The sequence below is a fragment of the Caulobacter sp. SRI_008 genome, from assembly GCF_057586355.1.
This window is the reverse complement of record NZ_JBYCZS010000026.1, coordinates 1-25,108: the sequence shown is the minus strand read 5'-3', so window position 1 is coordinate 25,108 and position 25,108 is coordinate 1. Positions and strand designations below refer to the sequence as shown.

Sequence of the window (25,108 nt, the reverse complement as noted above, 5' to 3'; positions counted from 1 at the left end):
TGGGACCTATCTGCCCCAGACCGGACGGCGGCGGAATCATACTCGGGTGTATGGCGTCATGTCGCAGGGGCGACGCCGAGCAGCTCGGCCATGCGCACGAACTCCAGCATCGAGCGCGCCTCCATCTTCCGCATGGCCGAGCCGCGGTGGATCTTCACCGTGATCTCGGAGAGCCCGATCTCGAAGGCGATCTGCTTGTTCATCAGGCCGGCGGCGACCAGGGCCATGACCTGGCGCTCGCGGGCGGTGAGGGTGTCGTAGCGGCGGCGGGCCTCGTCGAGCCCCGAGCGTTCGGCCCGCTGGGCCTGGTCGCGGCCGATGGCGGCGGTCACCGCGTCGAGCATGTCCTGGTCGCGGAAGGGCTTGGCCAGAAAGTCGACGGCGCCGGCCTTCATGCCGCGCACGGTCATCGGGATGTCGCCGTGGCCGGTCATCAGCACCACCGGCATGCGGATGTCGGCGGCGTTGAGCTGGGCCTGGAAGTCGAGGCCGCTGACGCCGGGGAGCCGTACGTCCAAGACGAGGCAGCCCGCGTCGTGCGCATGTCCGGAGCGAAAGAAGTCCTGGGCGTTGCCGAACAGGCGCGTCTCCAGCCCGACCGAGCGGAACAGGCTGTCCAGGGCTTCGCGTATGGCCCCGTCGTCGTCGACAATGTGCACCGTCGGAACCGACATGAGGGCGATAGCTGGACCAACCACTGCGCGCCGTCAATAAAGGGGCGCAACCTTCGGTGATCTCGATGCGCGACCACCCCGACGTCTTGAACGTTTCGACCGAATCCCTGCTCGGCCTGCTGGACACGGCCCGCGAGCCGATCCTGGTGCGCGACCTGGAGGGGCGGATCCTGTTCTGGAACCAGGGGTGCGAGGCGCTGTACGGCCACAGCCGCGAGGCGGCCCGCCACGCCCATGCGCCGCGGTTGCTGGAGACGGTGTTCCCGGCCCCGCTGGAGGAGATCAACGCCCGCCTGCTGGCGCAGGGCGCCTGGCGGGGCGAGGTCACCCGGCGGCTGGCCGACGGTCGCCAGGGGGTGATCGACCTGCGCTGGTCGCTGCGCCGCGACGCCTCGGGCGCGCCAGCCGAAATCCTGGAGACCGGCCGCGACGTCACCGAGGCCCGCAAGGCCGAGGAGGCCCTGCGGCGCAGCGAATACCGCTTCCGCAACGTGTTCCACGCCATGAGCGTGTCGTTCTGGGAGCTCGACTTCTCGGCCCTGGCCGGAATGTTCGGCGCCCTGCGCGCCAGGGGCGTGACCAGCCTGCGGGCCCACATCGCCGAGAACCCGGGCTTCGTGCGGCAGATGATGGAGGCCAGCCAGGTCGTCGACGTCAACGAGAAGTCGCTGCAGCTGTTCGAGGCCACGCGCGAGCAGCTGCTGGGTCCGGTCGACCGCTTCTGGCCGCCGTGCAGCGAGCACGTCTTCGCCGCCAGCGTGATCGCCGCCCTGGAGAAGAAGCCGCACTACGAAAGCGAGGCGCGCTTTCGCACCTATGACGGCCGCGAGTTCGACGGCCTGTTCACCTGCTGCTATCCGCGCGAATACCTGCCGCAGGGGGCGACCCTGGTCGGGGTCATCGACATCACCGACCGCCTGCGCGCCCAGGAGGATCTGCAAAGGGTGCAGGCCGAGCTGGCCCATGCGGCGCGGATCTCGACCCTGGGCGAGCTGACCGCCTCGATCGCCCACGAGGTCAACCAGCCGCTGTCGGCCATCGTCACCAACGGCGAGGCGGGGCTGCGCTGGCTGCAGCGCGAGACGCCGGACCTGGAGGAGGTGCGCAGGGCCTTCGACCGGATGATCGGCGAGGCCAACCGCGCCTCGGGCGTGATCGGCCGCATCCGCACCATGGCCGTCAAGGGCGAGCCGGAGACGACGCGGCTGGCGCTCGGCGCGCTGGTCGAGGACGCCGTGCTGCTGGTGCGGCGCGAGCTGACGGCCCACGGGGTGGCCCTGCGGGTGCAGGTGCCTGCCGACCTGCCGGAGGTGGACGGCGACCGGGTTCAGCTGCAGCAGGTGCTGGTCAACCTGATGGTCAACGCCGTGCAGGCGATGGCGGAGGGCTTGGAGGATGAGGCGGAGCGGGTGCTGACCGTGCGTGGGGCTGTGGAGGGGCAAGGGGAAGACGAGGCGGTGGTGCTGTCGGTGGCCGACAGCGGGCCGGGCGTGGCGCCCGAGCGCCTGCCGCAGCTGTTCAACGCCTTCTACACCACCAAGTCCGGCGGGATGGGCATGGGGCTGTCGATCTGCAAGACCATCGCCGAGGCCCACGGCGGAACGATCGCCGTGACGTCGCAGCCGGGGGAAGGGGCGCGGTTCGATCTTCGATTGCCCCTGGCGGCCGCGCCGCAAGAGGTCGATTGATGAATTTTGCTCATCGAGCCGTGAAAAGCTGAGCGGCTAATTTTACGATCGCGCGAGCGCTAGATTGGCCCCGCAAGATCCCTCGCGGGTCTTCCTCCCCCCAAAAGCCAATCGGAATATCCTGCACATGGCCATCAAAGCCTATGGCGCCTTCGCCGCCGACAAGCCGTTGGAAGCGATGGACATCACCCGCCGCGCCGTCGGCGCGCACGACGTCCAGATCGAGATCGCCTATTGCGGCGTCTGCCACTCCGACCTGCACACCGTGCGCTCGGAATGGGCCGGCACCCTCTTCCCCTGCGTGCCCGGCCACGAGATCGTCGGCCGCGTCTCGGCCGTCGGCGGTTCGGTCAGCCGCTTCAAGGAAGGCGACGTGGTCGGCGTCGGCTGCATGGTCGACAGCTGCCAGCACTGCCACTCGTGCGACGACGGCCTGGAGCAGTTCTGCGAGAACGGTTTCGTCGGCACCTATAACGGCCCGACCGAAGACGCCCCCGGCCACACCCTGGGCGGCTACTCGCAGCAGATCGTCGTCAATGACGGCTTCGTGCTGAAGATCAGCCACCCCGAGGAGCAGCTGGCCGCCGTGGCCCCGCTGCTGTGCGCCGGCATCACCACCTGGTCGCCGCTGCGCCACTGGAACGTCGGCCCGGGCAAGAAGGTCGGCGTTGTCGGCATCGGCGGCCTTGGCCACATGGGCGTCAAGCTGGCTCACGCCCTGGGCGCGCACGTGGTGGCCTTCACCACTTCGGAAGCCAAGCGCCAGGACGCCCTGGACCTGGGCGCCGACGAGGTCGTGGTGTCGCGCAACGCCGATGAGATGGCCGCCCACGCCAACTCGTTCGACTTCATCCTCAACACCGTCTCGGTCAGCCACAGCCTCGACGCCTTCACCGCCCTGCTGAAGCGCGACGGGACCCTGTGCCTGGTCGGCGTGCCGGAACACGCTCACCCGAGCCCGGACGTCGCCGCCCTGATCTTCAAGCGCCGGTCGATCGCCGGTTCGCTGATCGGCGGCATCGCCGAGACCCAGGAGATGCTCGATTTCTGCGCCGAGCACGGCATCGTCTCCGACATCGAGATGATCAAGATCCAGGAGATCGAGACCGCCTACGAGCGCATGCAGAAGAGCGACGTGAAGTACCGCTTCGTGATCGACAGCGCCTCGCTGGCCGAGGGCTGACGGGCGGGGTCCGCGCGGCGTCGAAAGCCGCGCGGACCCACCTCGCAAGGTAGCGATCCCATACCTGGGTATGACCCCGCCAAACCCAGGGACTGCGACGATAAGCGCGGGTGCGATGGCGACGTGCGTCGCGCTCGCAGAACAATGATCCTCGAAAACGAAGGGGCCCGTCGGGGCGCCCGCAGTCAGGGATCGAAACCATGTCCTTCCTCGCCCCGTCATCCTTCTCCGACGCCGCCCCCTCCACCGGCCTGATGGCCGCGCGGGAACTGGCGGGCGAGCCCCGCGGCTTCGCCGACCTGCGCGAGGTGCTCGGCGCCCTGGAACGGTCGCTGGAGCGTTCGGCCGAACCCGAGGCCGCCACGGCCCGGGCCCTGATCGCCAAGGCCTCGGCCCTTGTCGTCGGCGTTGGCGTCGTCGGCGTCGCCGCGCCGCAGGTCGCGCCGGCGGTGCAGGGCGGCCTGGCCCCCTGGCAGGCCCGCAAGCTGCGCAAGCACATCGACGAGGGCCTGGAGGGCGATCTCAGCACGGCGGCCCTGGGCGCCCTGGTGGCGCTCAGCCCCAGCTATTTCGGTCGGGCCTTCAAGGTCACCTTCGGCCAGACGCCGCACGCCTATGTCACCCGCCGGCGGCTGGAGGCGGCCCAGCACATGATGCTGACCACCCGCGAGCCGCTGAGCCAGATCGCCTATCTGTGCGGCTTCGCCGACCAGTCGCACCTGTGCCGGCTGTTCCGCCGCGCCATGGGCGCCGCGCCCCAGGCCTGGCGCCGGGCTCACCGCCTGGCGGCCTGAATCGTTCTCCGCCAAGCGACCGTTCCCGCTGCACGCCGCGCGCGAGCCGCCGATCCGCGCCAAACCTTTCCCGGGAGACTTCCAGGAGAGACGGCCATGGCGAAGTGGTTGAAGAGCGGTGCGGACGCGGGCGTTGTTGCGGCGGCGGACCGTGCGGTGCGCGAGACGGTGGAGGGGATCCTCGCCGACGTGGCGGCGCGGGGCGATGCGGCGGTGCGCGAGCTGTCGACGAAGTTCGACGGCTGGGACCGCGAGAGCTACCGCCTGTCGCCGGCCGAGATTCAGGCCTGCATGGACCAGCTGTCGGACCGTGATCTGAAGGACATCGAGTTCGCCCAGACCCAGGTCAGGAACTTCGCCCAGATCCAGCGCGATAGCCTGAAAGACGTCGAGGTCGAGACCCTGCCGGGCGTGATCCTGGGCCACAAGAACCTGCCGGTGAACGCGGCCGGCTGCTACGTGCCGGGCGGCAAGTATCCGCTGCTGGCCTCGGCCCACATGTCGGTGCTGACGGCCAAGGTGGCCGGCGTGCCGCGCGTCGTCACCTGCGCCCCGCCATTCGGCGGCAAGCCGGCCCCGGCCATCGTCGCCGCCCAGGCCATGGCCGGCGCCGACGAGATCTACACCCTGGGCGGCGTGCAGGCCGTGGCCGCCATGGCCCTGGGCACGCAGACCATCGCGCCGGTGGACATGCTGGTCGGTCCCGGCAACGCCTATGTCGCCGAGGCCAAGCGCCAGCTGTTCGGCCGGGTCGGCATCGACCTCTTCGCCGGCCCCACCGAGACCCTGGTGATCGCCGACGACACCGTCGACGGCGAGCTCTGCGCCACCGACCTCCTGGGCCAGGCCGAGCACGGCCCCGACAGCCCGGCCATCCTGCTGACCACGTCGCGCAAGCTGGCCGAAGACACCATCGCCTGGGTCGAGAAGTTGCTCGAGATCCTGCCCACCGCCGCCATCGCCCGCCGGGCCTGGGAGAGTTTTGGCCAGGTGATCCTCGCCGACAGCGACGATGAGATGGTCGAGATCGCCGACAAAATCGCCTCCGAGCACGTGCAGGTGATGACCCGCGACCCGGACTATTTCCTCAAGCACATGACCAACTACGGGGCGCTGTTCCTGGGCCCGCGCACCAATGTCTCGTTCGGCGACAAGGTGATCGGCACCAACCACACCCTGCCGACCAAGCTGGCGGCCCGCTACACGGGCGGCCTCTGGGTGGGCAAGTTCATCAAGACCTGCACCTACCAGAAGGTGCTGACCGACGAGGCTTCGGCGCTGGTCGGCGAGTACTGCTCGCGGCTGTGCGCTCTGGAAGGCTTCGCCGGCCATGGCGAGCAGGCCAACATCCGCGTGCGCCGCTACGGCCATCGCGAGGTGCCCTATGCCGGCGCGGCCTCGCCCGTGCTGGCGGCGGAATAGGGGCGATGGAGCTGCCCCCTCTTGTGTTGCCAAGCACGCCGTCGTTCCGGCTGGACGGCCGCCGGGCCCTGGTCACCGGGGCGGGGCGAGGCATCGGCCTGGCCGCCGCCGCGGCCCTGGCCGACGCCGGCGCGGCCGTCACCCTGGTCGCCCGCTCGGCCGGCGAAATCGAGGCGGCGGCCCAGGCCATCCGCGAGCAGGGCGGGGCCGCCGAGGCTCTGGTGCTGGACGTCGGCGACGTCGAGGCCGTTCGCACGGCGCTCGCTAGCCGTCCGGCCTTCGACATCCTGGTCAACAACGCCGGCACCAACCGCCCCAAGCCGTTCACGGAGGTCACGGTCGAGGACTACGACGCCGTGCTCGATCTGAACCTGAAGGCCGCCTTCTTCGTCGCCCAAGCCGCCGCCCAGCGGATGGTGGAGGCGGGGGGCAAGGGCTCGATCATCCACATGACCTCGCAGATGGGTCATGTCGGCGGTCCCAACCGCACGCTCTACTGCGCCAGCAAGTGGGCGCTGGAGGGCCTCTCCAAGGCCATGGCGCTGGACCTGGCCCCGCACGGCATCCGCGTCAACACCATCGCCCCCACCTTCATCGAGACCCCGCTGACGAGGCCGTTCTTCGAGGACCAGGCGTTCCTGGCCAGCGTGCTCGCCAAGATCAAGCTCGGGCGCCTCGGCCAGGTCGAGGACCTGATGGGCGCCATCGTCTTCCTCGCCTCCGACGCCAGCGCCCTGATGACCGGCTCGTCGCTGGTGGTGGATGGCGGCTGGACGGCCGATTGAGGGGCTCGACAGCCTCCGCCCGGCTAGGTTAGGCCTCGCACTACCAGTGCGGGCATGGCGAAACTGGTAGACGCAGCGGACTTAAAATCCGCCGGCCGCAAGGCCTTGCCGGTTCGACCCCGGCTGCCCGCACCATTTGTACCTAGTCTTGGCATCACGCGTCGCGCTTTTGTGCCGCCTATCATGCATTGAATTCCATAATTCTCTCGTTGCATGTGTGATGGTTGATTTATCACAATTGCTCTTCGGTTGTGATTTTGACTCTTTCTGAACGCTAAGAAAATCATTTAACCTGTAATATTTGATGGGGGCGGGGGTGTCTGGAAAGGTTGTTTGGATTGAGGACGATCACACGGCTTCTGATGGAATATATGTTAGACTTTTAAAGGCGAGAAAGTGGAGTTATATATTTGCAACGCTTCTTTTTATGCATTCGTATGGAATTTTTCATGTAAATAAAGCGATACTATTTTATGGATTATCGATAACAATTCCCGATTGGATGATTGGTAGGGCGCTATTATCGGTAAATTTTTATGTTCTTTTGCAATACGTAATGCTTTCTGTTCAGGCCGTGTATGCGTATCCTCGGGTGTATGCTGAGAGGTTGCGTGAGCGGGTGGAGGAAAAATTGAGTTCCATGAATTCTTCTTTGGAGGATGAAAGGAAGAAAATTGAATTGGTGACTGAGCAAATGGAATGGAATAAGGATGAATATGCTCAATTAATGACGGATATTAGTCATTATGAGCAGTTAAATCTTCAAACGCCAAATAAATATGATATGGACATAAGGCACTCTAGATTTAAGGAAATGCAAGCTAAGAAAACTTATGAAGAGAGATATTTTCAGGTTGAAAATCTAAATAAAAGTATAAAGGCAAGAATCAATAAAATTGAAGAAATAGAAAACAAAAGCCCTGAGTTAAAAAAGCCTTATAGGGTAATGGAGGCTTCCATGGATGCAATCAGATTGATTCCTCCATTGATTTACGTAGTGGTGGCGTTGTTATTTTTTGGATTCCAAAAATTTATAGGCCAGGCTTAGAGGCGGTATCGATTGAATTTCTAATCGCCTCAGTTCGATGGATGGAGTTCGACCCCGGCTGCCCGCACCAGCTTTTCCACGATATGGCGCCGCTTGTGCGTCAGCGCACAGATGAGCGCGGCGACTCTCGCGAGGTCGGGCGCGCGTTCGTTTCCACTCCACACTGTCGGACGCCGGCCGGCTCGCGCGTCCCAGCCCGGGCCGGCCACCCTCGCTCAGCGGCGAGCCTGTTTCTTCTGCCGCCACGCCAGCGCCGCCAGCCCGATCGCGAAGGCCACGAGTTCCGCGTAGCTCCACAGGTAGTAGGCCGAGAAGAAGCCCCACTGCATCAGCGAGCGGTCGAGGGCGAAGGCGACGTGGGTCAGGACGATCAGCAGCTGGAAGGTGGCCATGAACAGCAGCCAGATCCGGCGGTCGAAGAGGGCCAGGCTGCCCAGCACGCCGAGATAGACGAGGTCGACGGCGAAGATGCCCCACTGGGGGATGCGGTGGTCGTCGATCTCCAGGGCGGCCGAGCCCACCCAGGCCAGGATGGTGGCGATGGCCAGGCCGCGCTCCATGCGGCCGCCGATCCACAGGGCGACGCCGCAGATGACGAACATGGCGCCGGCGCCCAGCTGGGTCGGCAGGATTGAGAACAAGGCGGCCCCCGAACGTGTCCGGGGGCCATTGTCGCGGTGAATCGCGGGATCGGCAAAGGGGCGAAGGGCGCGCGGCGGCCTCAGGCCGACTTCACCACCTCCAGCTGGCCGCGCGTGGAGTCGGGTTCTTCCTTGTCGCCGCCGCCCACCAGGGTGACGCGGCGCAGGCCGATCTGGTCCTTGGCGTCGGACAGGGCGCCGTGGGCGGCGATCAGCGAGCGGCGGACGTCCGCTAGGCCCGAGGCGGCCACCATCACGTGATCGACGGCCTGCTGGCCCACCCCGGCGGCGACCCTGGCCTGGAGGCGGGCGCGGGGCATGGCGGCGATCAGCTCGCCCATGGCGGCCAGGGTGTTGTCGACGGCCTCCTCGGCGGTGAACAGGCGGGTGGCGAGATGCTCGGCGACGATGCGGCGGTTCATGTGGAGTTCCCCTCGAAAGGTCCGGCGGCTTCGGCGGGCCGCGATCCGGACGTTGAGCGAAGGCGCCGGCGGGCGCCTTCTGGGGAAAGGCGGCCTCAGCCGTGGCGCAGGTTCTGGAAGAGCTCGACCACCTGGCGGGCGCTGAGCAGCCCGCCGATCAGCATGGCGAAGCCGAGCGCGATGGCCAGGACGGCCAGCAGGCGGAAGGCGGGGGTCAGAGCATGGTCGAATCCTCCGCGCATTTCTCGCGGAAGCTCTCGTCCAGCACCGTGGCGGTGATGGTCAGGATCTCCCTCAGCACCATCTCGGGCGGCTTGGCGGCCGCTTCCTTGCGGATCGCCGAGACCAGGTCGGTCACCAGCGGGGCCAGTTCCGGCGGGGCCAGGTCGGTCAGCTGGCGCTGCAGTTGCGACCAGCCGAAGGGCGGGACCGGCGGCTCGGGGGGCAGGGGCGGCCAGGCCTGCTCGAAGGCGGTCACCGCCTGCCTGATCTGGCGGGCCTTCCACACCAGCATGCCCAGGCGATGCTCCTGCAGGCTGACTGGGGCGGGGGTGTTCTGGTCGGATGTCACGGTCGTCGTAGGCCTCGGTTTTACGCAAGGACGACGGTGGCGAGCCCGGCGGGGCGCCCGCCAGTCCGATTGGGTCGGGGTGGTATCGAGTCCCATAGTCGGCGGGCGGGGCGGCTGGGGGAGCGAGGGGGGGATCGATTCCCCGTTCATGCTCGCTCAGCACCCGGGCCGCGGCCCGGCGGCCGTTGACGCCCAGCTTGCGGCAGGCGCTTTCCACCAGGGCGTCGGCGCGCGACTTGGAGACCCCCATCAGCGGGCCGATCTCCTTGGAAAGCCTGTGTTCGCTGACCAGGCGCAGGGCTTCGCGCTCGCGTTTGGTCAGAAGTTCGAGGCCGGCGGCGGGGTTGAAAGGCGTGTCCATGGGGGCGAGCGAATCGGCTCCACTCGATCTAGGGATGAAGTGCGTTGCGGCGCGGGGCGGCCACGCCGATAGATAGCCGAGTTCTTTGATTTTCGGACATGCCTAGATGACGACAGCCGGCCCGGATCCCATCGACCTCGCCGTCGGAACGCGCATTCGTATTCGTCGTCGCTACCTGAAAATCAGCCAGGACGAGCTGGCCGAGGCCCTGGGCCTGACCTTCCAGCAGATCCAGAAGTACGAGCGCGGCGAGAACCGCGTGTCGGCCTCGATGCTGGTGCGCATCGCCGCCCGGCTCGAGACCTCGGTCGCCACCCTGGTGGGCGAGGACGCTCCCGCCGAGGAGAGCGCCGGCATGCTGGCGGCCCTGACCCTGCCCGGCGCGCTGGACCTGCTGAGCGCCTACGCCCAGGCTGGCCCCAAGACCCAGCGGGCGATGGTGGGCCTGGCCCAGGCGATGATCGAGGCTGGCGAGGAGGATTAGGCCTCCAGCCGCTCCACGCCGCCGACGCCGAGGTCCGCGAGGGCCTTTTCCAGTTCGATCGCGGCGGCCTCGACCTCGGCGGGATCGCGGCCGCGGATGACGAGGCTGGCGCCGTAGACGTCGGGCAGGGCGAAGAACGGATAGCTGCCGATCGACAGGTCCGGATGGGCTTTGGCGACGGCTTCCAGCGGGGCTGCGATCGTGCCTTCGCCCGTGCCGGTGACGCGGACGGTGGTGGCGACCACCACGGCCCCGGTGCGCAGGCGCGGGCCGACGTCGTCGAGCATGCCGCGCATGATCGCCGGCACGCCGGCCAGCACGAAGACGTTTTCCTTCTGGAAGCCGGGCGGGCCCTGGACGGGGTTCTTCACCAGGGTTCCACCCTCGGGCACGTGCGCCATGCGGCGGCGGGCGGCGTTGGGCTCGCCCCAGCGCTCGCGCAGCAGGGCCATGATCTCGGGATGCTCGGGGGCGGTGACGCCGAACGCCTTGGCCACCGAGTCGGCGGTGATGTCGTCGTGCGTCGGGCCGATGCCGCCGGTGGTGACGACGTAGTCGTACTTGGTCCGCAGGGCGTTGACCGCCTCGACGATCTCCTGCTCGACGTCGGGCACCACGCGCGCCTCGGCCAGGTCGACGCCGTAGGTCGCCAAGTACTTGGCGATGGCGTTCAGGTTCACGTCCTGGGTGCGGCCCGACAGGATCTCGTCACCGATGATCAGGACGGCGGCGGTGACACGATCGACCATGCGGCGAAACTCCCCTGGAACGCCTTCGACTTAAGGCCGCGACAGGCCTGCCGCAACCGTCATGGCTTGCTGGTGACCTGGGCGGCGACCTGGGAGGCCGGAACGTCCAGATGCGCGTCGAGGAAGAGCTCCAGCGCCCGCAGCATGGCGAGGCGATCCTTCTCCCGCGTCAGGCCGTGATCGGCCAGGGGGAGTTCCAGGTAGTCGACGGGCTTGCCCGCGGCCTTCAGCCCGGCGGCCATCGCACGGGACTGTTCGACCGGTACGGACTGGTCGATGTCGCCGTGCACCATCAGGATCGGCATCGCCGCCGCGGCCGCGCGGCGGGCGGGAGACTCCGCGACGATGCGGGCGCGGTCGCGCCGGGCGTCCCCGATCAGGCGCTGCGTGGCCAGGTCCCCGCCATAGAACTGGCCTTTGGATTCGATCAGGTCCGAGAGATCGGAGACGCCGGCGATCGCGGCCGAGCAGCGGAACAGGCCGGGAGCGGCATCGGTCGCTGCGGCCAGCGCCAGGTAGCCGCCGAACGACCAGCCGGCGACGCACATCCGGCGCGGGTCGGCCAAGCCCGACTGGACCAGCCAGCGTCCGCCGTCGATCACGTCCTGATAGACCGCCGCGCCCCAGGCGCGTTCGCCGGCCTTGCGGAAGGCGTCGCCATAGCCGGTCGAGCCCCGGAAGTTGGGTTGCAGGACGGCGTAGCCGCGCGTGGCCACGAACTGCGCCCACCAGTCGAACCCGATGTCGTCGCGCGCCTCCGGTCCGCCGTGCGGCATGACGACGAACGGCAGGTTCCGCGCCTGGTCGAGGCTGGCCAAGCCTGGCGGCAGGGTGACATAGGCCGGGATCTCCAGACCATCCCGCGCCTTGAAGCTGACGGCGAACCGGCGTCCGAGGGGCGCCTCGTCGAGGGCGGGCTGGAGACGCGCGAACGGCTTCGTCTGGCCGGTCTGAAGGTCGATCCATATCGAGGCGGCGGGACGATCTTCCTTCGCGACGCTCGCGATGACGAAGCGGCCGTTGCGGGTTTCGGCGGCGATCGCGGCGTCGTCGGCGCCGGCGAGCTGCGCGATCCGGGCGGCCCGGGCCTTGGCTTCCGGGTCGAAATAGACCGTGCGTACGGCGTCGGCCACATAGCGCACGCCGACGACTCGCCGACCGTCCGGAGAGAAGACGGCGCCGGCGACGTCGTAGCGGGCGTCCTTGAACAGCGTGCCGATGAAGCGCCGCTGGGAAAGGCTGTAGACATAGAGACCGTCCACGCCGCCCTCGTGCGCGGAAGTCACGACGAGGCGATCGGGATCGCCATCGAAGCCCAGCGGGGTCATGGGCTCGGCGTCGGCGGGCGTCGCGGGGAGCAGCTTTCCGTCCGGGGCGAGGCCGAGCAGCATCGGCCGGTCGCGAACGACGTCCCCGATGGCCAGGCGAGGCCGACCATCCCCGTCCGCCAGCCAGAACAGGACGTTCTTGTCGCGTTCGAGCACCCGGGTTTCCTCGCCGGTGCGCACGTCGAGGCGCAGGAGGCCGGGGTGCAGCGGATCGACCCAATCCACAGCGACGAGCACGCCGTCCGGATCCTCCGGCAGCAGGCTGACGACGTTATCCTGGATCTGAGGCTGGGTGATGGCCCGTCGGGGGCGGCGGACGAGGTTGGTGAAGGACTGCAGGCGCTCGTCTGTCGAGAACAGCCGGGTCCTCTTGATCAGGAAGTCGTAGGTTCGATCGGGGATGCCCACGCCGAACAGCAGGCGATCGCCTTTCCAGGCTATCCAGTCGGCCGTGCGGGCCGAGCCCAGCGGGTATTCGGCCGTGGGGCCGTCGGCCAGGCGATCGACGTGATAGACCCGCAGCACGTCGAGGCTGTCGTGCTGGCCGATGACGGCGATGCGCGATCCGTCTTCGGACAGGGAAATGTCGCTGTAGGCGTCTGGTCGGGCGAAGCGCGCGGCGTCGATGCGTTCCGCGCTCCAACTTGCGCCGCCGGCCAGACAGGATAAAGCCGCGGCCATGGCCGTCACGAAAACACGCACTCGCAAGCCCCCTTGCCCCGGGTGATCGTTATTCGCTCTCTGGTGGTCCCGTCAAAGTCATTCTCGCTCCCCGTTTTCTCCGTCGCCGGTCGCCTCCATGCAGTTTCCCTCCGCCCTTACCCACGGCCGCATCGTCCAGCGCTACAAGCGCTTCTTCGTCGATCTGGTGCTGGACGACGGGCGGGAGGTGACCGCGCACTGTCCGAACTCCGGGGCGATGCTGGGGGTGAACCTGCCGGGGCAGGGGGCGTGGGTGTCGTTCTCCGACGATCCCAAGCGCAAGCTGGCCTGGACGCTGCAACTGGTCGAGGCGGCCGGGGCGGACGGGACAGGGCTGGTGGGCGTCAACACCATGCTGCCCAACAAGCTGGTCGCCGAGGCCCTGGCGAACGAGGTGATCCCCGAGCTGACGGGCTACGCCAACGTGCGGCCGGAGGTGAAGTACGCCGCCGCCAGCCGGGTGGACTTCCTGCTGACCGACCCAGACCGGCCGCCGTGCTGGCTGGAGGTCAAGAACGTCCACCTGTCGCGCTCGCCGGGCCTGGCCGAATTCCCCGACTGCAAGGCCGCCCGCTCGACCCGCCACCTGGAGGACCTGGCCGCTCAGGTCGCCGAGGGGCACAGGGCGGTGGCGCTGTTCGTCGTGCAGCGCGAGGACTGCGAGGATTTCCAGGCCTGCCGCGAGCTGGATCCGGCCTTCGCGCGCGGGCTGGACGTGGCGGCCGAGGCGGGAGTGGAGATCATGGTCTGGGCGTGTGCGATGAGCACGCAGGAGATCCGGATCGCGCGGCCGATCGTCTGGAAGCGGTGAGGCGCTCCCTCTCCCTCGATGGGGGAGGGCCGGGTGGGGGTGGCTACGGCGGTTGGGTTAGCGCTCTTTTCTGAACCGCTGTCACCCCCATCCCCGACCCTTCCCCCATCAAAGGGGGAAGGGAGAGGAGCGCGCGCCGTGCCCCAGTTGAACTTTCGTGCTATAGTCGCGACATAAGCCCGACCGACATTTGTTCCTGGCGCTCCCTCGCGTGACGCGCCCCGTTTGAGATTGAGCCGCCCATGACCCTCGACGACGCCTTCGAGATCGAGACCGAGACCCGTACGGGCCAGATCAAGATCCACAAGCCGGAAGACTTCGAAGGCATGCGCAAGGCCGGCCGTCTGGCCGCCGAGTGCCTGGACATGCTGATCCCGCACGTCGTGCCGGGCGTCTCGACCGATCACCTGGACACGCTGGCCCGCGAGTTCATCCTCGACAACGGCGCCCTGCCGGCCTGCCTGTTCTATCGCGGCTATCCCAAGACGGTCTGCATCTCGCGCAACCACGTGGTCTGCCACGGCATCCCGGGCGACTGGACCCTGCGCGAGGGCGACATCGCCAATATCGACGTCACCGTCATCGTCGACGGCTGGCACGGCGACACCTCGCGGATGTACGGCGTCGGCGAGGTCGGGCCGCGCGCCCGCCGCCTCGTGGACATCACCTATGAAAGCCTGGCCCGCGGCCTGGCGGTGGTGAAGCCGGGCGCGACCCTGGGCGACATCGGCCACGCCATCCAGAGCTACGTCGAGGCCCAGCGCTGCAGCGTCGTGCGCGACTTCTGCGGCCACGGCCTGGGCAAGGTGTTCCACGACTCGCCCAACATCCTGCACTTCGGCCGTCCCGGTCAGGGCGCGGTGCTGAAGGCCGGCATGTTCTTCACCATCGAGCCGATGGTGAACTTGGGCAAGCCGGCGGTGAAGGTGCTGGGCGACGGCTGGACGGCCGTGACCCGCGACAAGTCGCTGTCGTCGCAGTGCGAGCACTCGATCGGCGTGACGGAAGACGGCTGCGAGGTGTTCACCGCCTCGCCGACCGGCCTGTTCCAGCCGCCGATGCAGGGCGTCTGAGGCGCCGCGGGCGCTTTGCGTCCTTCGAGGCTCGACCGGATCGCCTGAGCCCGCACCCTTACGGGTGCGAAGCCACTAGGCGAAACTGACATTTCAGCTTACCTATCAGTCCGAAGACAACCTTCGGGAGCGGTTTCGTGCGCCAGCCTTCGCCCTTGCGGGCCCCTGACGACGGTGTCGCCGGCGGCGCGCGGTCGCGCATGCTGGTGCTGGACGTCTGCTCGTCTTCGGGGCTGGAGGACTGGTCGCCCGACCTGCAGAAGGCCAAGGTCTATGAGAAGATCCTGCTCGACCTGATCCTGGGCGAGCTGGCGCCGGGCGCGCGGCTGGACGAGCAGTCGCTGGCGGCGCGCTACGACGCAGGGCTCGCCGGGGTGCGCGACGCCCTGGGCCGGCTGGCGCTGGAGGGGCTGGTCATCCGCCGCGCCCGCTCGGGCACCACGGTGGCGCCGCTGGATCTGGTGGACCTGCGCCAGGGCTACGAGGCCCGGGCCCTGATCGAGCCGCACTGCGCGGGCCTGGCCGCCCGCCACGCCTCCAAGGCCGACGTCGCCGCCATCAAGGCCGTGTTCGACGGGGCCGAGGACGCCGCCCGGACGCGCGACCTGCCGGCCCTGGTGGCCATGGACCAGCGCTTCCACGCCGCCGTCGCCCGCGCCTCGGGCAATCTCGCCCTGGCCCGGATCCTGATCCCCCTCCAGCACAAGGCCGCCCGTTTCTGGGTGTTCTCGTTCGGCGGGGCGACCGAGGCCGAACTGATGGCCGACATCGAGCAGCACCGCGAGGTCGCCGACGTCATCGCCAGCGGCGACGTCGAGGCCTCGAAGGCGGCGATGATCCGCATCCTCAGCATCACCCCCGAGGCCGTGCAGCGGCCGCAGGTGGAGGCGTGACCTCAAGCCCTCCCCCTTGATGGGGGAGGGTTGGGTGGGGGTGGTTGCAGCGTTGGCCGCTCCGCGTTTGCCTGAACCGCCGCGTCACCCCCATCCCCGGCCCTTCCTCCATCAAGGGGGAGGGGGGCTTTTCGGCGCGCACCTTCCATCAAGTCCAAATCTGGACTATATTCGGATCTGGATGGAGATCCGCATGCCTGTCGCCAAGCGCAAACCTGTCGAAGTCGCCGCCGGTTCGGGCGTGCTGGACCTGTCGCGCTTCTCGCCCGCCAACCGCCGCCGGCTGAGCGGGCCGGGGTTGCGCACCTTCCTGGCCATCGCCGACCTGTGGGACCTGTCCGAAGACCAGCGCCTGCTGGTGCTGGGCCTGCCGTCGCGCTCGACCTACTACAACTGGGTGAAGGCGGTGCGGGAGCATCGCGACGTGACGCTGGATCTCGACATGCTGACCCGGATCTCGGCGGTGCTGGGCGTGCATCAGGCCCTGGGCGTGCTGCAGGCGAGCGAGCGGGAGGCGGTCGCCTGGCTGCGGACGCCGCACACGGCCCCGCTGTTCGGCGGCCGCCCGCCGCTGGAGGTGCTGACCTGCGGAACCCAGGACGGCCTGATCAGCGTGCGCCGCTTCCTCGACGGGGCGCGGGGCGGGCTCTACATGCCGCCGGGCGATCTCGACCGCGACTTCTGTGCCTACGACGACGCCGAGATCGTCTTCTCGTGAGCGAGGCCTACGCGCCGGCGCCGCAGCCCAGCTATCGGCTGATCCCGTCGCGCTTTCCGCCGATCGGCCTGTTCGACACGGTGGCGACGGCGGCCGATCTCGACGCGGTGATGGACCTGGCCGGCTGGACCAACGACCGCCTGGTGGCCGAGCGCGTGGCGCGCCTGCCGATCGATGAGCGGGTCCATGGCCGGACCAACGCCAGCATCGTCATGGCCTCGTTCCTGCACGTCGCGCCCGGCGGCATGCGCTTCAATGGCCCGGACCTCGGCGCCTGGTACGCCGCCGCCGAACTGACGACGGCGGTGGCCGAGGTGGCCCACCACCTGCGGCGCGAGGCGGTCGCCACGGGGGCTAAGGCCCTCAGCCGCCAGTACCGGGTCTATTCGGCCAGGCTGGAGGGCGACTATCTCGACATCCGGGGCCAGCAGGGGGCGCGGCCCGAGGTCTACGCCAGCGACGACTATGCGGCTGGCCAGGCGATGGGCGAGGCCGTGCGCGCTTCGGGCGGGGCGGGGATCCTGTTCGACAGCCTGCGCCACGCGGGCGGGATCAATGTCGTCGCCCATCGCCCCCGCAACGTCCAGGACGTGACCCAGGGCGACCATTACGAGCTTCGGGTCGAGGCCGCGTCGCGCCGGATCGAGGCCCGGCGCCTGGCTGCCTGAAGGCCCGGCTGTGGCCGGCGGGCGACAGCCGGCGGAACGTCTCGCCAACTGTGAGGCTTTCTCGACACAGGGCTTTGGCAATTCGTTCTAAAATGTCAGAAGAGATTTTGACGAACGTCAAGCCATCCCCATTTGGTGCGGCGAGGCGGGGCCAAAGGCGCCGCTTCCCGGAGCCTGCCGCATGTCCCGTCGCCTCGCCCTTCTCGCCACCGTCGCCTCCGTGGGCGCCTTCGCCGGCCTCGCCGCCGTCTCCTCGGCGCGGGCGGCCGACCAGCTGACGGAAGTCGACGCGGTGGTGGTGACGGCCCGCGACCGCAACGCCGGCCTGCTGGAAAAGCAGCCGAACGACACGGTGTTCGGCCTGGACAAGCCGCTGATCGAGACGCCGCGCTCGGCCAGCTTCGTCTCGGGCCTGACCCTGCAACGCTACGGCGTCGAGACCATCGACGACCTTACGGCGGTGTCGCCGGGGACCTACACGGCCAGCTTCTACGGCGTGCCGGGGGCGCTCAATATCCGCGGCACCCTGGCCGAAAACTACTTCCGTGGCTTCAAGCGCGTCGAGAACCGCGGCACCTACGCGACGCCGATCGGGGCGGCCGAGCAGATCCAGATCGTGCGCGGCCCGCCGACCCCGATCTACGGCTCGGGCAAGGTTGGCGGCATGCTGAACTTCATCCCGAAGTCCGGGAAGGGCGAAGGCGGCTATCTGGAGAACCCCGAGGGCGAGATCACCCTCACCTACGGCAGCTACAACAAGAAGGACGCCACGGCCCAGGTCGGCCTGCCCGTCGAGGTCGGCCAGGTGATCGGCGGCGTCCACCTCTATGGCGAGGTCGAGGACAGCCACAGCTTCTATCATGGGATCTATCCCAGGCGGCAGACCGGCCAGGTCTCGGCCGATTTCGACCTGGGCGGCGGCTGGAGCGTGGCGCTGGGCGGCATGATCTATCGCTCGCAGGGCGACGTGCAGACCTCGGGCTGGAACCGCCTGACCCAGGACCTGATCGACAACGGAACCTATGTCACCGGCCGCGACACCAGCCTGGTCGACAGCGACGGCAACGGCCGCCTGACGCCCAGCGAGATCGGCTACTACCCCTACGCCAGCGCGCTGTACCTGGCCTATTTCGGTTCTCCGACGACGGACGCGGCCCACACGCTGGACACTGGGGTGGGCACGACCAAGCTGTCGCCGCGCACCGTCTACGTCTCGGCCGCCGACTTCTCGAAGACGGCGACCAACACCCTCTATTTCGACATCGGCCGCAAGCTGTCGCCCGACAGCTCGGTCAAGCTGCAGCTGTTCTACGACTCCCTGGAGAACAAGCGCTTCGTCTCCTACGGCTATCCAGCCTGGTTCGACAGCGACGTCTGGGAGGCCCGCCTGACCTGGGACTTCCGCAACGAGGCCTTCGACGGCGCGGTGCGGGCCCAGTCGTTCGTCGGCGCCTCCTATCGGGCCTTCGACGGCCGGCGGCGCGAGAGCTTCAACAGCGGCCTGATCGCGCTGGACCGCCAGGACCTGTCGTACGGCGCCACGGCGACCGACATCATCGGCAGTCCGTTCAATCCCGGCGACGGCGTGGCGTGGGAGAACGACAACCACTCCAAGTGGACGCAGTCCGGCGTGTTCTTCACCACCGACATCGCCATCGGCGACAAGCTGAACCTGATGCTGGGCGGTCGCTACGACGACTACGACGTCACGTCGGAGGACGTCGGCTATCTGTCCTACACCGTCGCCGGCGTGCAGAAGGCGGCCAAGGGCAAGGGGACCTACACGGCCAGCGTCAGCTACAAGGCGCCCTTCGGGCTGATGCCCTACATGACCTATGCCAAGGCCTCGGCGCTCGAGATGAGCCAGGCGGGCGACATCGCGCCGGGCCTGGTGGCCGACGCCAGCGACGCCTGGCTGTCGGACAGCGACCTGGCCGAGGCGGGCGTGAAGTTCCAGTGGCTGAAGGGCACGCTGATCGGCTCGCTGGCCGGCTATCGCCAGAACCGCACCCAGCTGACCGGCATCAAAGCCACGCCGACCGGTACGCGCGCCGAGGGCGTCGAGCTGGAGGTGCGCTGGCTGGCCAGCGACCACTTCAGCTTCACCTTCTCGGGCAACAGCCAGCACACGACGGTGAAGGGGCCGGACAAGTCGTTCCAGTACATCCCCGTCTACACGGTCGGCGTCAGCGGCGTGGACGGCTATGGCGGGGCCTATCTGGTCTGGGATTTCACCAGCATCCGGCCGGGCGACTACGACTACACCCTGATCCCCAAGTCGGTGGTCAGCCTGTACGGCGCCTACGCGTCGGACCAGCACGACTGGGGCAAGGTGTTCGCGACGCTGGGCGTGACGCACGTGACCAAGACCTCCGGCCTGGTCCCGGGCGCGGTGGTCTATCCGGCCTACGCCGTGGCCAGCGGCTCGGTCGCCTACGAGTACGGCCCCTATACGGCCACGCTGAACATCGACAACCTGTTCGACGAGCTCTACTTCACGCCCGTCGCCGACACCTACGCCAACCTCGCCGCCTTGCCCGGCAAGGGGCGGGAGTGGCGGGTCACCCTCGCGAGGCGCTTCTGATGGCCCACGTCCGGATCCAGCATCGCCCCTGGCTGCTGCTGGGCGCCTTTTCGCTGCTGCTGTTCCTGATCACCGCGGCGACCTATTCGTCGCTGGGCGTGGTCATTCCGGCCATGGTTCCTGAGCTGGGCTGGAGCTGGGAGCACGCCTTCCTCGGTTTCTCCATCATGGGCGTGGCCACCGGCGCCTCGTCCTGGCTGCCGACCCTGCTGATCCGTCGCTGGGGCGTGCGCGCAACCCTGGTGGCCGGCGCGGCCGTGATGGCCGGGGGGCTGGCGCTGATGGCCAATGTCCATGGCCTGCCGGCCTATTTCCTGGCCACGGCCCTGCTGGGCGTCGGCTTCCAGGCGGCCGCCCTGATCCCCGGCACCTACGTGCTGTCGGCGATCTTCCGCCAGCGGGCCATGCCGTTCGGCATCTACTTCACCTGCGGCGCCCTGGGCGGCGTGGCCGGGCCGCTGATGGTGCTGGCCAGCCAGGGCGCCTTCGACGGCCACTGGCGAGTCTATTGGGCGCTGCAGGCGCTGGCCATCGGCGTGCTGGGCCTGCTCTGCGCGGCCGTGGTCGGCGGACCCAAGTGGCTGGAGGAGGCGGGCCGGGCCATGGACCGCCTGACCGCCGCCGACGCCAAGGCCGCGCCTGCCCATCCGCGCGTCTTCCGCACCGATCACGACTGGAGCGTCCGCGACGCCGTCCGCACCCCGCAGTTCGCCATACTGGTGGCGGCCTATTTCAGCCACCTGCTGGCCGGGGTGACCGCCGCCAGCCTGACCCAGGCCCACCTGACCCAGCTGGGCGTGGCCGGGGTGGTGGCGGCCGGGGCGCTGAGCGCCGAAGGCCTGATGCAGGTCGTCGCCCGCCTGGCCGGCGGGGCCGTCGGTGATCGGGTCGATCCTCGCTGGTTGCTGGCCTTGGCCCAAGGCCTTCTGGTCGTGGGCCTGCTGGCCCTGTCGCGGGCCACGACCTTGCCGCTGCAGGCGCTCTACGCCGTCGGCGTGGGCCTGGGCTTTGGCCTCACCGTGCTGGCCGTCAGCCTGCTGCTGCTCAACTATTTCGGCCGCAGGAACAACGTCGAGCTCTTCTCGCTGGTCTGCCTGGTGGGCGCGGTCTCGGCGGCGGGGCCGTTCATCGGCGGCTTCATGCGCGACCGTCTGGGCGGCTTCACCCAGACCTTCGAACTGTTCGCGGCCCTGACCGCGGTGGTGTTCGTCGCCGCCCTGATGATGCGCCCGCCCAAGCCGCGTCTCGCGACGACGGAGACGGAGGCCGTCCCGGCGCCCTGATACCGCGCGCCGATACCTCGTCCCGGGGTCTCGCTACGTCACCCTTTTGGTCTATGGTCGCGCCGACTCGCCAGCAGGGTGAGCACGGCGGGAGGCGAGCATGGGGCGCGAGGACGGACGCAAGGAGTTCGGCGTCTTCCTGCCCGTGGCCAATGGCGGCTGGATCGTCTCGAAGACGACGCCGCCGCTGGACGGCCTCTACGCCCAGAACCGCGCCGCCGCCGTGCTGGCCGACGAGATCGGCCTCGATTTCATCATGTCGATGGCCAAGTTCCGCGGCTTCGGCGGCGAGACCGACCACTGGGGCGCGGCGCTGGAATCGGTGACCCTGATGGCCGCCCTGGCCGAGGCCACCAGCCGCGTGAAGATCTGGGCCACCCTGCATCCGCTGCTGCAGAACCCGGCCGTGGCCGCCAAGATGATCGCCACCCTCGACCATGTCAGCGGCGGCCGGGCGGGCCTCAACATCGTCGCCGGCGCCTATCGCGACGAGTTCGCCCAGATGAGCGCCTGGGACGACACGCTGAGCCACGACGACCGCTATGAACTGGCCGAGGAGTGGACCCGCCTGGTCAAGCGCCTCTGGACCGAGGACAGCGTCAGCCACGAGGGGCGGTTCTTCACGCTGAACGACTGCCGATCCAAGCCCAAGCCGATCAGCGCGCCGCGTCCGGACCTGATCTGCGCCGGCGTCTCCGAGCGCGGCTTTGCCTTCGCCGTCGCCGAGGCCGACGCCTGCTTCATCGGCGGCGAGGACGAGGCGGCCCTGCGCGAGGCCAGCCGTCGGGCCAAGGCGCGGGCGGCCGAGCTGGGCAAGGCTGTCCGCACCTACGCCATGTGCACGGTGGTCCATGCGGCGACCGACGCGGAGGCCGAAGCCCTGGCCGACCATTATCGCGACGGGGTGGACATGACGGCGGTCACCACCATGTTGTCGAACTGGGGCGTGCCCCCCGAGCGCCTCGCCGAGACGGCCGCGCGCCAGGGGGCGTTCATGACCCGGACGGTGATCGGCGCGCCGGCGACCTGCGGGGCGCGGATCCGCGACCTGGTCGAAACCTGCGAGCTGGACGGGCTGATGCTGATCTTCCCCGACTACGAGGCCGGTCTTTCCATGTTCGGCGCCGAGATCCTGCCGGGCCTGCGGGAGGCCTATCCTTGAACACGGCCCCTCTCCGCGCCGACGACGGCCTTTCGACCTGGATCGCGCCGGCGCGCACGGCGCTGCTGGTCGTCGACATGCAGGTGGACTTCGCCGCGCCCGACGGCGTGATCGGCCGGTTTGGCGTCGACCTTTCGGCGGTCGAAGCCGCCCTGGACGCGGCCGGGCGTCTGGTCGAGTCGGCCCGGGCGGCCGGCGCGCCGGTGGTGTTCGTCGGCCTGGAGACGACGCCGCAGACCGACGCCCCCACCTTGCTGGAGCGCATGCGCCGGCGGGGCGGCGATCCTGAGATCGAGCGGGCCATCTGCCGGGCCGGAACGTCCGGCGCCGACTTCTACGGTCCGGTCCCTGGGCCGGGCGAGCTGGTGGTGCGCAAGCCGCGCTACAGCGCCTTCGTCGGCACCGACCTCGACGCGCGGCTGCGGGCGCGGGGCGTCGATACGCTGGTGGTCTGCGGCCTGACGACCGAGTGCTGCGTCGACAGCACCGTGCGCGACGCCTTCCATCGCGACTACCACGTCTTCGTGGCCAGCGACGCCTGCGCCGCCTACGAACCCGACCTGCACGAAGGCGCGCTGAAGAGCCTGGGGCTGAGCTTCGCCCTGCTGGAGACCGCGTCCGGGATCCAGGCCGCCTGGGGCGGCTAGTTCACACAACGCGCAAAGAAAAAGCCGCCCGGGCGAACCCGGGCGGCTGATCCTTTACCGAAGGGCTCTGGCTTAGAAAGCGGCCTTCAGCGAGACGGCGATGCGCGACTTGTAGATGTCGCCGAAGTCATGCTCGCTGGTGTCCCAGTAGCGGACGTCCAGGCCGAGCTTGTCGGTCAGGGCGTAGCCGACGCCGACGTTCCAGGTGGTGTAGTCGGCGGCGTCTTCGACCGATTGCTTGCCCAGGGCGGCGCTCAGCGAGAACTTGTCGTTCAGCGGCACCGAGCCGTTGACTTCGACGTAGGTGGCGGTGCCCAGGTCGCCCGGCCATTCCGGCGAGACGTAGGCGGCGGCGCCGAGGGTGACCTTGCCGAACGGCTTGGACACGGCGGCCTTCAGTTCGGTGTAGCTGAACTTGCCGGGGGTCAGGCCCTTGTCTTCGACGTAGCCGTAGTACAGCACGCCGAAGTCGAACGACACGTCGCCGACGGTCGGCTTGATGCCGCCGTACAGGTCGACTTCCACCGACGGATCATCGGTGCCGAAATCGACGTTCGAAGCCCAGACGCCAGCGTAGCCGATGCCGTAGCCGAGGTCGACGCCGCCGAACACTTGCGGGTCTTCCTGGGTTTGGCTCACGCCGCGGAACACGTAGTCGCTGGCGATGCCGACATTGTACGAGAGGCTGACTTCTTGGGCCATGGCGGCGCCGCCGAGGGCGACCGTCGCGGCGGCGGCCGCCAGCGAAAGCTTGAAGAACTTCATCCGTGCTATCCCCTTTTTTGTTAGCCCGCCGGGAGTTTGCTCCCAACCTGTGCGGCGCCTGCAAGCGCGTCAGTTCACAAGCCAGGATTAACTGCGGGCCGTGCTCTAGTTGCAATCAGCTAGGCGACAGCGCCAGCGATAAGAACAAGGGTCGTCCAAAACTTGGGCATGTGTGACGAATTTGCTTCATAAGCAGCTTCCTAGGCCACAGTTGTCGCCAGGTGGATGTTTAGCGCTTAACTGCGGCTTCAGCGCATCGCCATCGTCGCGGCCCCCAGGTGCAGGCCGGCGTCGACCAGCAGGGTTTCGCCGGTGACGTGGCGGGAGGCGGGCGAGGCCAGGAACACGGCGGCGCCGGCCACGTCCTCGGCGCTGGAGGCCACCTGCAGCGGCGTGGCCGCCGCCGCGCCGGCCCGCAGGCGCTCGATCTTCTCCTCGTCCATGGCCTTGCCGAACCACGGGGTGTCGATGAAGCCCGGGCAGACGGCGTTGACCCGGATCCGTGGGGCCAGGGCGCGGGCCAGCGACAGGGTCATGGTCGTCATCGCGCCCTTGGAGGCGGCGTAGGGCACCGACGAGCCGTTGCCCATGACGCCGGCGATCGAGCTGGTGTTGACCACGGCGCCGGGGCGGGGCGCTGCCTCCAGCAGGCTGCGGGCGGCGCGCACCATCTGGAAGGCGCCGACCACGTTGACCGAATAGAGTCGCAGGAAGTCGTCGGCGTTCACAGCGTCGAGGTCGGCGTGGCGCGGGGCGAACTTGGTCACGCCGGCGTTGTTGAACAGGGCGTCGATGCGGCCCGAGGGCGCGGCGGCCTCGACGATCCGCCGGCAGTCGGCGTCGTCGGCGACGTCGCCCCTGGCCAGAACCGCGCGGGCGCCCAGCGCCTCGACCTGGCGGGCGGTCTCCTCGGCCTCGCCTGCGCTGCTGGCGAAATTGACCACTACCAGGGCCGCGCCGCGACGGGCGGTCTCGACCGCCATCGCCCGCCCCAGGCCCGTGGACGCGCCGGTGACCACCACCGAAAAGCCGTCGAAGTCGCGACCCGTCATCCGTTTCCTCCTGCGTTCGAACGCTTGTTTGCGACACCGTAACCGGCGCGCGGGCGCTTGTCTCGCCGGGGGCGGAGGCCTAAATCGCGACCATGACCGAACTTTCCGTGACCCAACTGGGCCAGACCGTCTCCGCGCCGGAGAGCCCCGAGGCCGCCGTGCTCGAGGCCGTGCCCAATCCGCAGAACGACGTGCTGTACCTGGCCCGCTTCGTGGCCCCCGAATTCACCTCGCTGTGCCCGGTGACCGGCCAGCCCGACTTCGCGCACCTGGTGATCGACTACGCGCCGGGCGACTGGCTGATCGAGAGCAAGTCGCTGAAGCTCTATCTGACCAGCTTCCGCAACCACGGCTCGTTCCACGAGGACTGCACCGTGAAGGTGGGCCGCAAGATCGTCGAGGTCGCCAAGCCCCGCTGGCTGCGCATCGGCGGCTACTGGTACCCGCGCGGCGGCATCCCGATCGACGTCTTCTGGCAGACCGGCCCGGCGCCGGAAGGCCTGTGGGTGCCCGAGCAGGGCGTGCCGGCTTATCGCGGCCGGGGGTGATTTCACTCGTTCCCTCTCCCCTTGTGGGAGAGGGTGGCCCGCGAAGCGGGTC

Annotated in this window: 26 protein-coding genes, 1 tRNA gene and 1 pseudogene; 18 read left to right on the top strand and 10 right to left on the bottom strand. The window is 68.6% G+C overall.

Annotated elements, in window-relative coordinates:
* Positions 1-56 precede the first annotated feature (56 nt).
* Positions 57-674 carry a response regulator transcription factor gene (locus AC2YHT_RS20595; protein WP_487291755.1) on the bottom strand — a complete coding sequence of 206 codons (618 nt, stop codon included), beginning with the start codon at positions 672-674 and terminating at the stop codon, positions 57-59.
* Between the two features lie 65 nt (positions 675-739).
* Between AC2YHT_RS20595 and AC2YHT_RS20590 the strand changes: the two genes are divergently transcribed.
* The 7 genes from AC2YHT_RS20590 (at position 740) to AC2YHT_RS20560 (ending at position 7,594) form a co-directional block, all read left to right on the top strand.
* Entirely contained in the window at positions 740-2,362 is a 1,623-nt protein-coding gene (locus AC2YHT_RS20590) for a sensor histidine kinase (protein ID WP_487291754.1), read from the top strand.
* Between the two features lie 127 nt (positions 2,363-2,489).
* Positions 2,490-3,545, top strand: coding sequence for an NAD(P)-dependent alcohol dehydrogenase (locus tag AC2YHT_RS20585; RefSeq protein ID WP_487291753.1), 1,056 nt, complete (start codon positions 2,490-2,492; stop codon positions 3,543-3,545).
* 200 nt (positions 3,546-3,745) lie between these two features.
* Positions 3,746-4,339, top strand: a complete 594-nt coding sequence (locus tag AC2YHT_RS20580; protein ID WP_487291752.1) for a helix-turn-helix domain-containing protein — start codon at positions 3,746-3,748, stop codon at positions 4,337-4,339.
* A gap of 96 nt (positions 4,340-4,435) precedes the next feature.
* Positions 4,436-5,761 (top strand): histidinol dehydrogenase, encoded by a 1,326-nt coding sequence (hisD, locus tag AC2YHT_RS20575; protein ID WP_487291751.1) that lies wholly within the window; start codon positions 4,436-4,438, stop codon positions 5,759-5,761.
* A gap of 5 nt (positions 5,762-5,766) precedes the next feature.
* Positions 5,767-6,546, top strand: coding sequence for an SDR family NAD(P)-dependent oxidoreductase (locus AC2YHT_RS20570; protein ID WP_487290604.1), 780 nt, complete (start codon positions 5,767-5,769; stop codon positions 6,544-6,546).
* Between the two features lie 48 nt (positions 6,547-6,594).
* Positions 6,595-6,681: transfer RNA gene (locus tag AC2YHT_RS20565), tRNA-Leu, on the top strand.
* Between the two features lie 181 nt (positions 6,682-6,862).
* A complete protein-coding gene (locus AC2YHT_RS20560; RefSeq protein ID WP_487291750.1) occupies positions 6,863-7,594 on the top strand; it encodes a hypothetical protein in 732 nt (243 codons plus the stop codon).
* A 215-nt stretch (positions 7,595-7,809) separates the two neighbouring features.
* On the opposite strand, the gene AC2YHT_RS20555 is transcribed toward AC2YHT_RS20560, so the two are convergent.
* From AC2YHT_RS20555 to AC2YHT_RS20535, 5 genes and pseudogenes are all read right to left on the bottom strand, one after another.
* On the bottom strand, positions 7,810-8,235 hold the full coding sequence (locus tag AC2YHT_RS20555; RefSeq protein WP_487291749.1) for a hypothetical protein: 426 nt from the start codon (positions 8,233-8,235) through the stop codon (positions 7,810-7,812).
* 80 nt (positions 8,236-8,315) lie between these two features.
* On the bottom strand, positions 8,316-8,657 hold the full coding sequence (locus AC2YHT_RS20550; protein WP_110121678.1) for a hypothetical protein: 342 nt from the start codon (positions 8,655-8,657) through the stop codon (positions 8,316-8,318).
* Positions 8,658-8,752: 95 nt separating this feature from the next.
* Entirely contained in the window at positions 8,753-8,899 is a 147-nt protein-coding gene (locus AC2YHT_RS20545; protein ID WP_199228593.1) for a hypothetical protein, read from the bottom strand.
* A complete protein-coding gene (locus tag AC2YHT_RS20540) occupies positions 8,872-9,228 on the bottom strand; it encodes a hypothetical protein (RefSeq protein WP_487291748.1) in 357 nt (118 codons plus the stop codon). Before AC2YHT_RS20540 ends, AC2YHT_RS20545 begins: the two co-directional genes overlap by 28 nt.
* Positions 9,229-9,400: 172 nt before the next feature.
* Positions 9,401-9,589, bottom strand: a pseudogene (locus AC2YHT_RS20535) (LuxR C-terminal-related transcriptional regulator); the annotation flags it as partial.
* 106 nt (positions 9,590-9,695) lie between these two features.
* Here AC2YHT_RS20535 and AC2YHT_RS20530 point away from each other — a divergent pair.
* Entirely contained in the window at positions 9,696-10,073 is a 378-nt protein-coding gene (locus AC2YHT_RS20530) for a helix-turn-helix domain-containing protein (RefSeq protein ID WP_487291747.1), read from the top strand.
* Here AC2YHT_RS20530 and AC2YHT_RS20525 read toward each other — a convergent pair.
* Both AC2YHT_RS20525 and AC2YHT_RS20520 read right to left on the bottom strand, forming a co-directional pair.
* Entirely contained in the window at positions 10,070-10,822 is a 753-nt protein-coding gene (locus AC2YHT_RS20525; protein WP_487291746.1) for a competence/damage-inducible protein A, read from the bottom strand. The genes AC2YHT_RS20530 and AC2YHT_RS20525 overlap by 4 nt on opposite strands.
* A gap of 59 nt (positions 10,823-10,881) precedes the next feature.
* Positions 10,882-12,852 carry an alpha/beta hydrolase family protein gene (locus AC2YHT_RS20520; protein WP_487291745.1) on the bottom strand — a complete coding sequence of 657 codons (1,971 nt, stop codon included), beginning with the start codon at positions 12,850-12,852 and terminating at the stop codon, positions 10,882-10,884.
* Positions 12,853-12,949: 97 nt separating this feature from the next.
* On the opposite strand from AC2YHT_RS20520, the gene sfsA reads away from it, so the two are divergent.
* The 9 genes from sfsA to AC2YHT_RS20475 all read left to right on the top strand — a co-directional run bounded on the left by sfsA (position 12,950) and on the right by AC2YHT_RS20475 (position 22,691).
* Complete coding sequence (gene sfsA, locus AC2YHT_RS20515) at positions 12,950-13,663, top strand: DNA/RNA nuclease SfsA (protein WP_487291744.1); 714 nt, start codon at positions 12,950-12,952, stop codon at positions 13,661-13,663.
* Between the two features lie 242 nt (positions 13,664-13,905).
* Positions 13,906-14,736 (top strand): type I methionyl aminopeptidase, encoded by an 831-nt coding sequence (gene map, locus AC2YHT_RS20510; protein ID WP_110121681.1) that lies wholly within the window; start codon positions 13,906-13,908, stop codon positions 14,734-14,736.
* A gap of 200 nt (positions 14,737-14,936) precedes the next feature.
* Positions 14,937-15,629 carry a GntR family transcriptional regulator gene (locus AC2YHT_RS20505; protein ID WP_487291811.1) on the top strand — a complete coding sequence of 231 codons (693 nt, stop codon included), beginning with the start codon at positions 14,937-14,939 and terminating at the stop codon, positions 15,627-15,629.
* 193 nt (positions 15,630-15,822) lie between these two features.
* The gene (locus tag AC2YHT_RS20500) at positions 15,823-16,347 is read left to right on the top strand and encodes an antitoxin Xre/MbcA/ParS toxin-binding domain-containing protein (RefSeq protein ID WP_487291743.1); all 525 of its coding nucleotides are present in this window, start codon (positions 15,823-15,825) and stop codon (positions 16,345-16,347) included.
* Positions 16,344-17,015 (top strand): RES family NAD+ phosphorylase, encoded by a 672-nt coding sequence (locus AC2YHT_RS20495; protein WP_487291742.1) that lies wholly within the window; start codon positions 16,344-16,346, stop codon positions 17,013-17,015. Before AC2YHT_RS20500 ends, AC2YHT_RS20495 begins: the two co-directional genes overlap by 4 nt.
* 181 nt (positions 17,016-17,196) lie before the next feature.
* The gene (locus tag AC2YHT_RS20490; RefSeq protein WP_487291741.1) at positions 17,197-19,599 is read left to right on the top strand and encodes a TonB-dependent siderophore receptor; all 2,403 of its coding nucleotides are present in this window, start codon (positions 17,197-17,199) and stop codon (positions 19,597-19,599) included.
* Positions 19,599-20,882, top strand: coding sequence for an MFS transporter (locus tag AC2YHT_RS20485; protein ID WP_487291740.1), 1,284 nt, complete (start codon positions 19,599-19,601; stop codon positions 20,880-20,882). Before AC2YHT_RS20490 ends, AC2YHT_RS20485 begins: the two co-directional genes overlap by 1 nt.
* A gap of 100 nt (positions 20,883-20,982) precedes the next feature.
* Positions 20,983-22,044, top strand: a complete 1,062-nt coding sequence (locus AC2YHT_RS20480) for an LLM class flavin-dependent oxidoreductase (protein WP_487291739.1) — start codon at positions 20,983-20,985, stop codon at positions 22,042-22,044.
* The gene (locus tag AC2YHT_RS20475) at positions 22,041-22,691 is read left to right on the top strand and encodes a cysteine hydrolase family protein (RefSeq protein ID WP_487291738.1); all 651 of its coding nucleotides are present in this window, start codon (positions 22,041-22,043) and stop codon (positions 22,689-22,691) included. The genes AC2YHT_RS20480 and AC2YHT_RS20475 overlap by 4 nt, the downstream gene beginning before the upstream one ends.
* A gap of 72 nt (positions 22,692-22,763) precedes the next feature.
* On the opposite strand, the gene AC2YHT_RS20470 is transcribed toward AC2YHT_RS20475, so the two are convergent.
* A complete protein-coding gene (locus AC2YHT_RS20470; protein WP_487291737.1) occupies positions 22,764-23,456 on the bottom strand; it encodes a TorF family putative porin in 693 nt (230 codons plus the stop codon).
* A gap of 248 nt (positions 23,457-23,704) precedes the next feature.
* Complete coding sequence (locus AC2YHT_RS20465) at positions 23,705-24,508, bottom strand: SDR family NAD(P)-dependent oxidoreductase (protein ID WP_487291736.1); 804 nt, start codon at positions 24,506-24,508, stop codon at positions 23,705-23,707.
* Between the two features lie 92 nt (positions 24,509-24,600).
* Between AC2YHT_RS20465 and queF the strand changes: the two genes are divergently transcribed.
* On the top strand, positions 24,601-25,056 hold the full coding sequence (gene queF / locus AC2YHT_RS20460; protein WP_110121693.1) for a preQ(1) synthase: 456 nt from the start codon (positions 24,601-24,603) through the stop codon (positions 25,054-25,056).
* Positions 25,057-25,108: the final 52 nt, after the last annotated feature.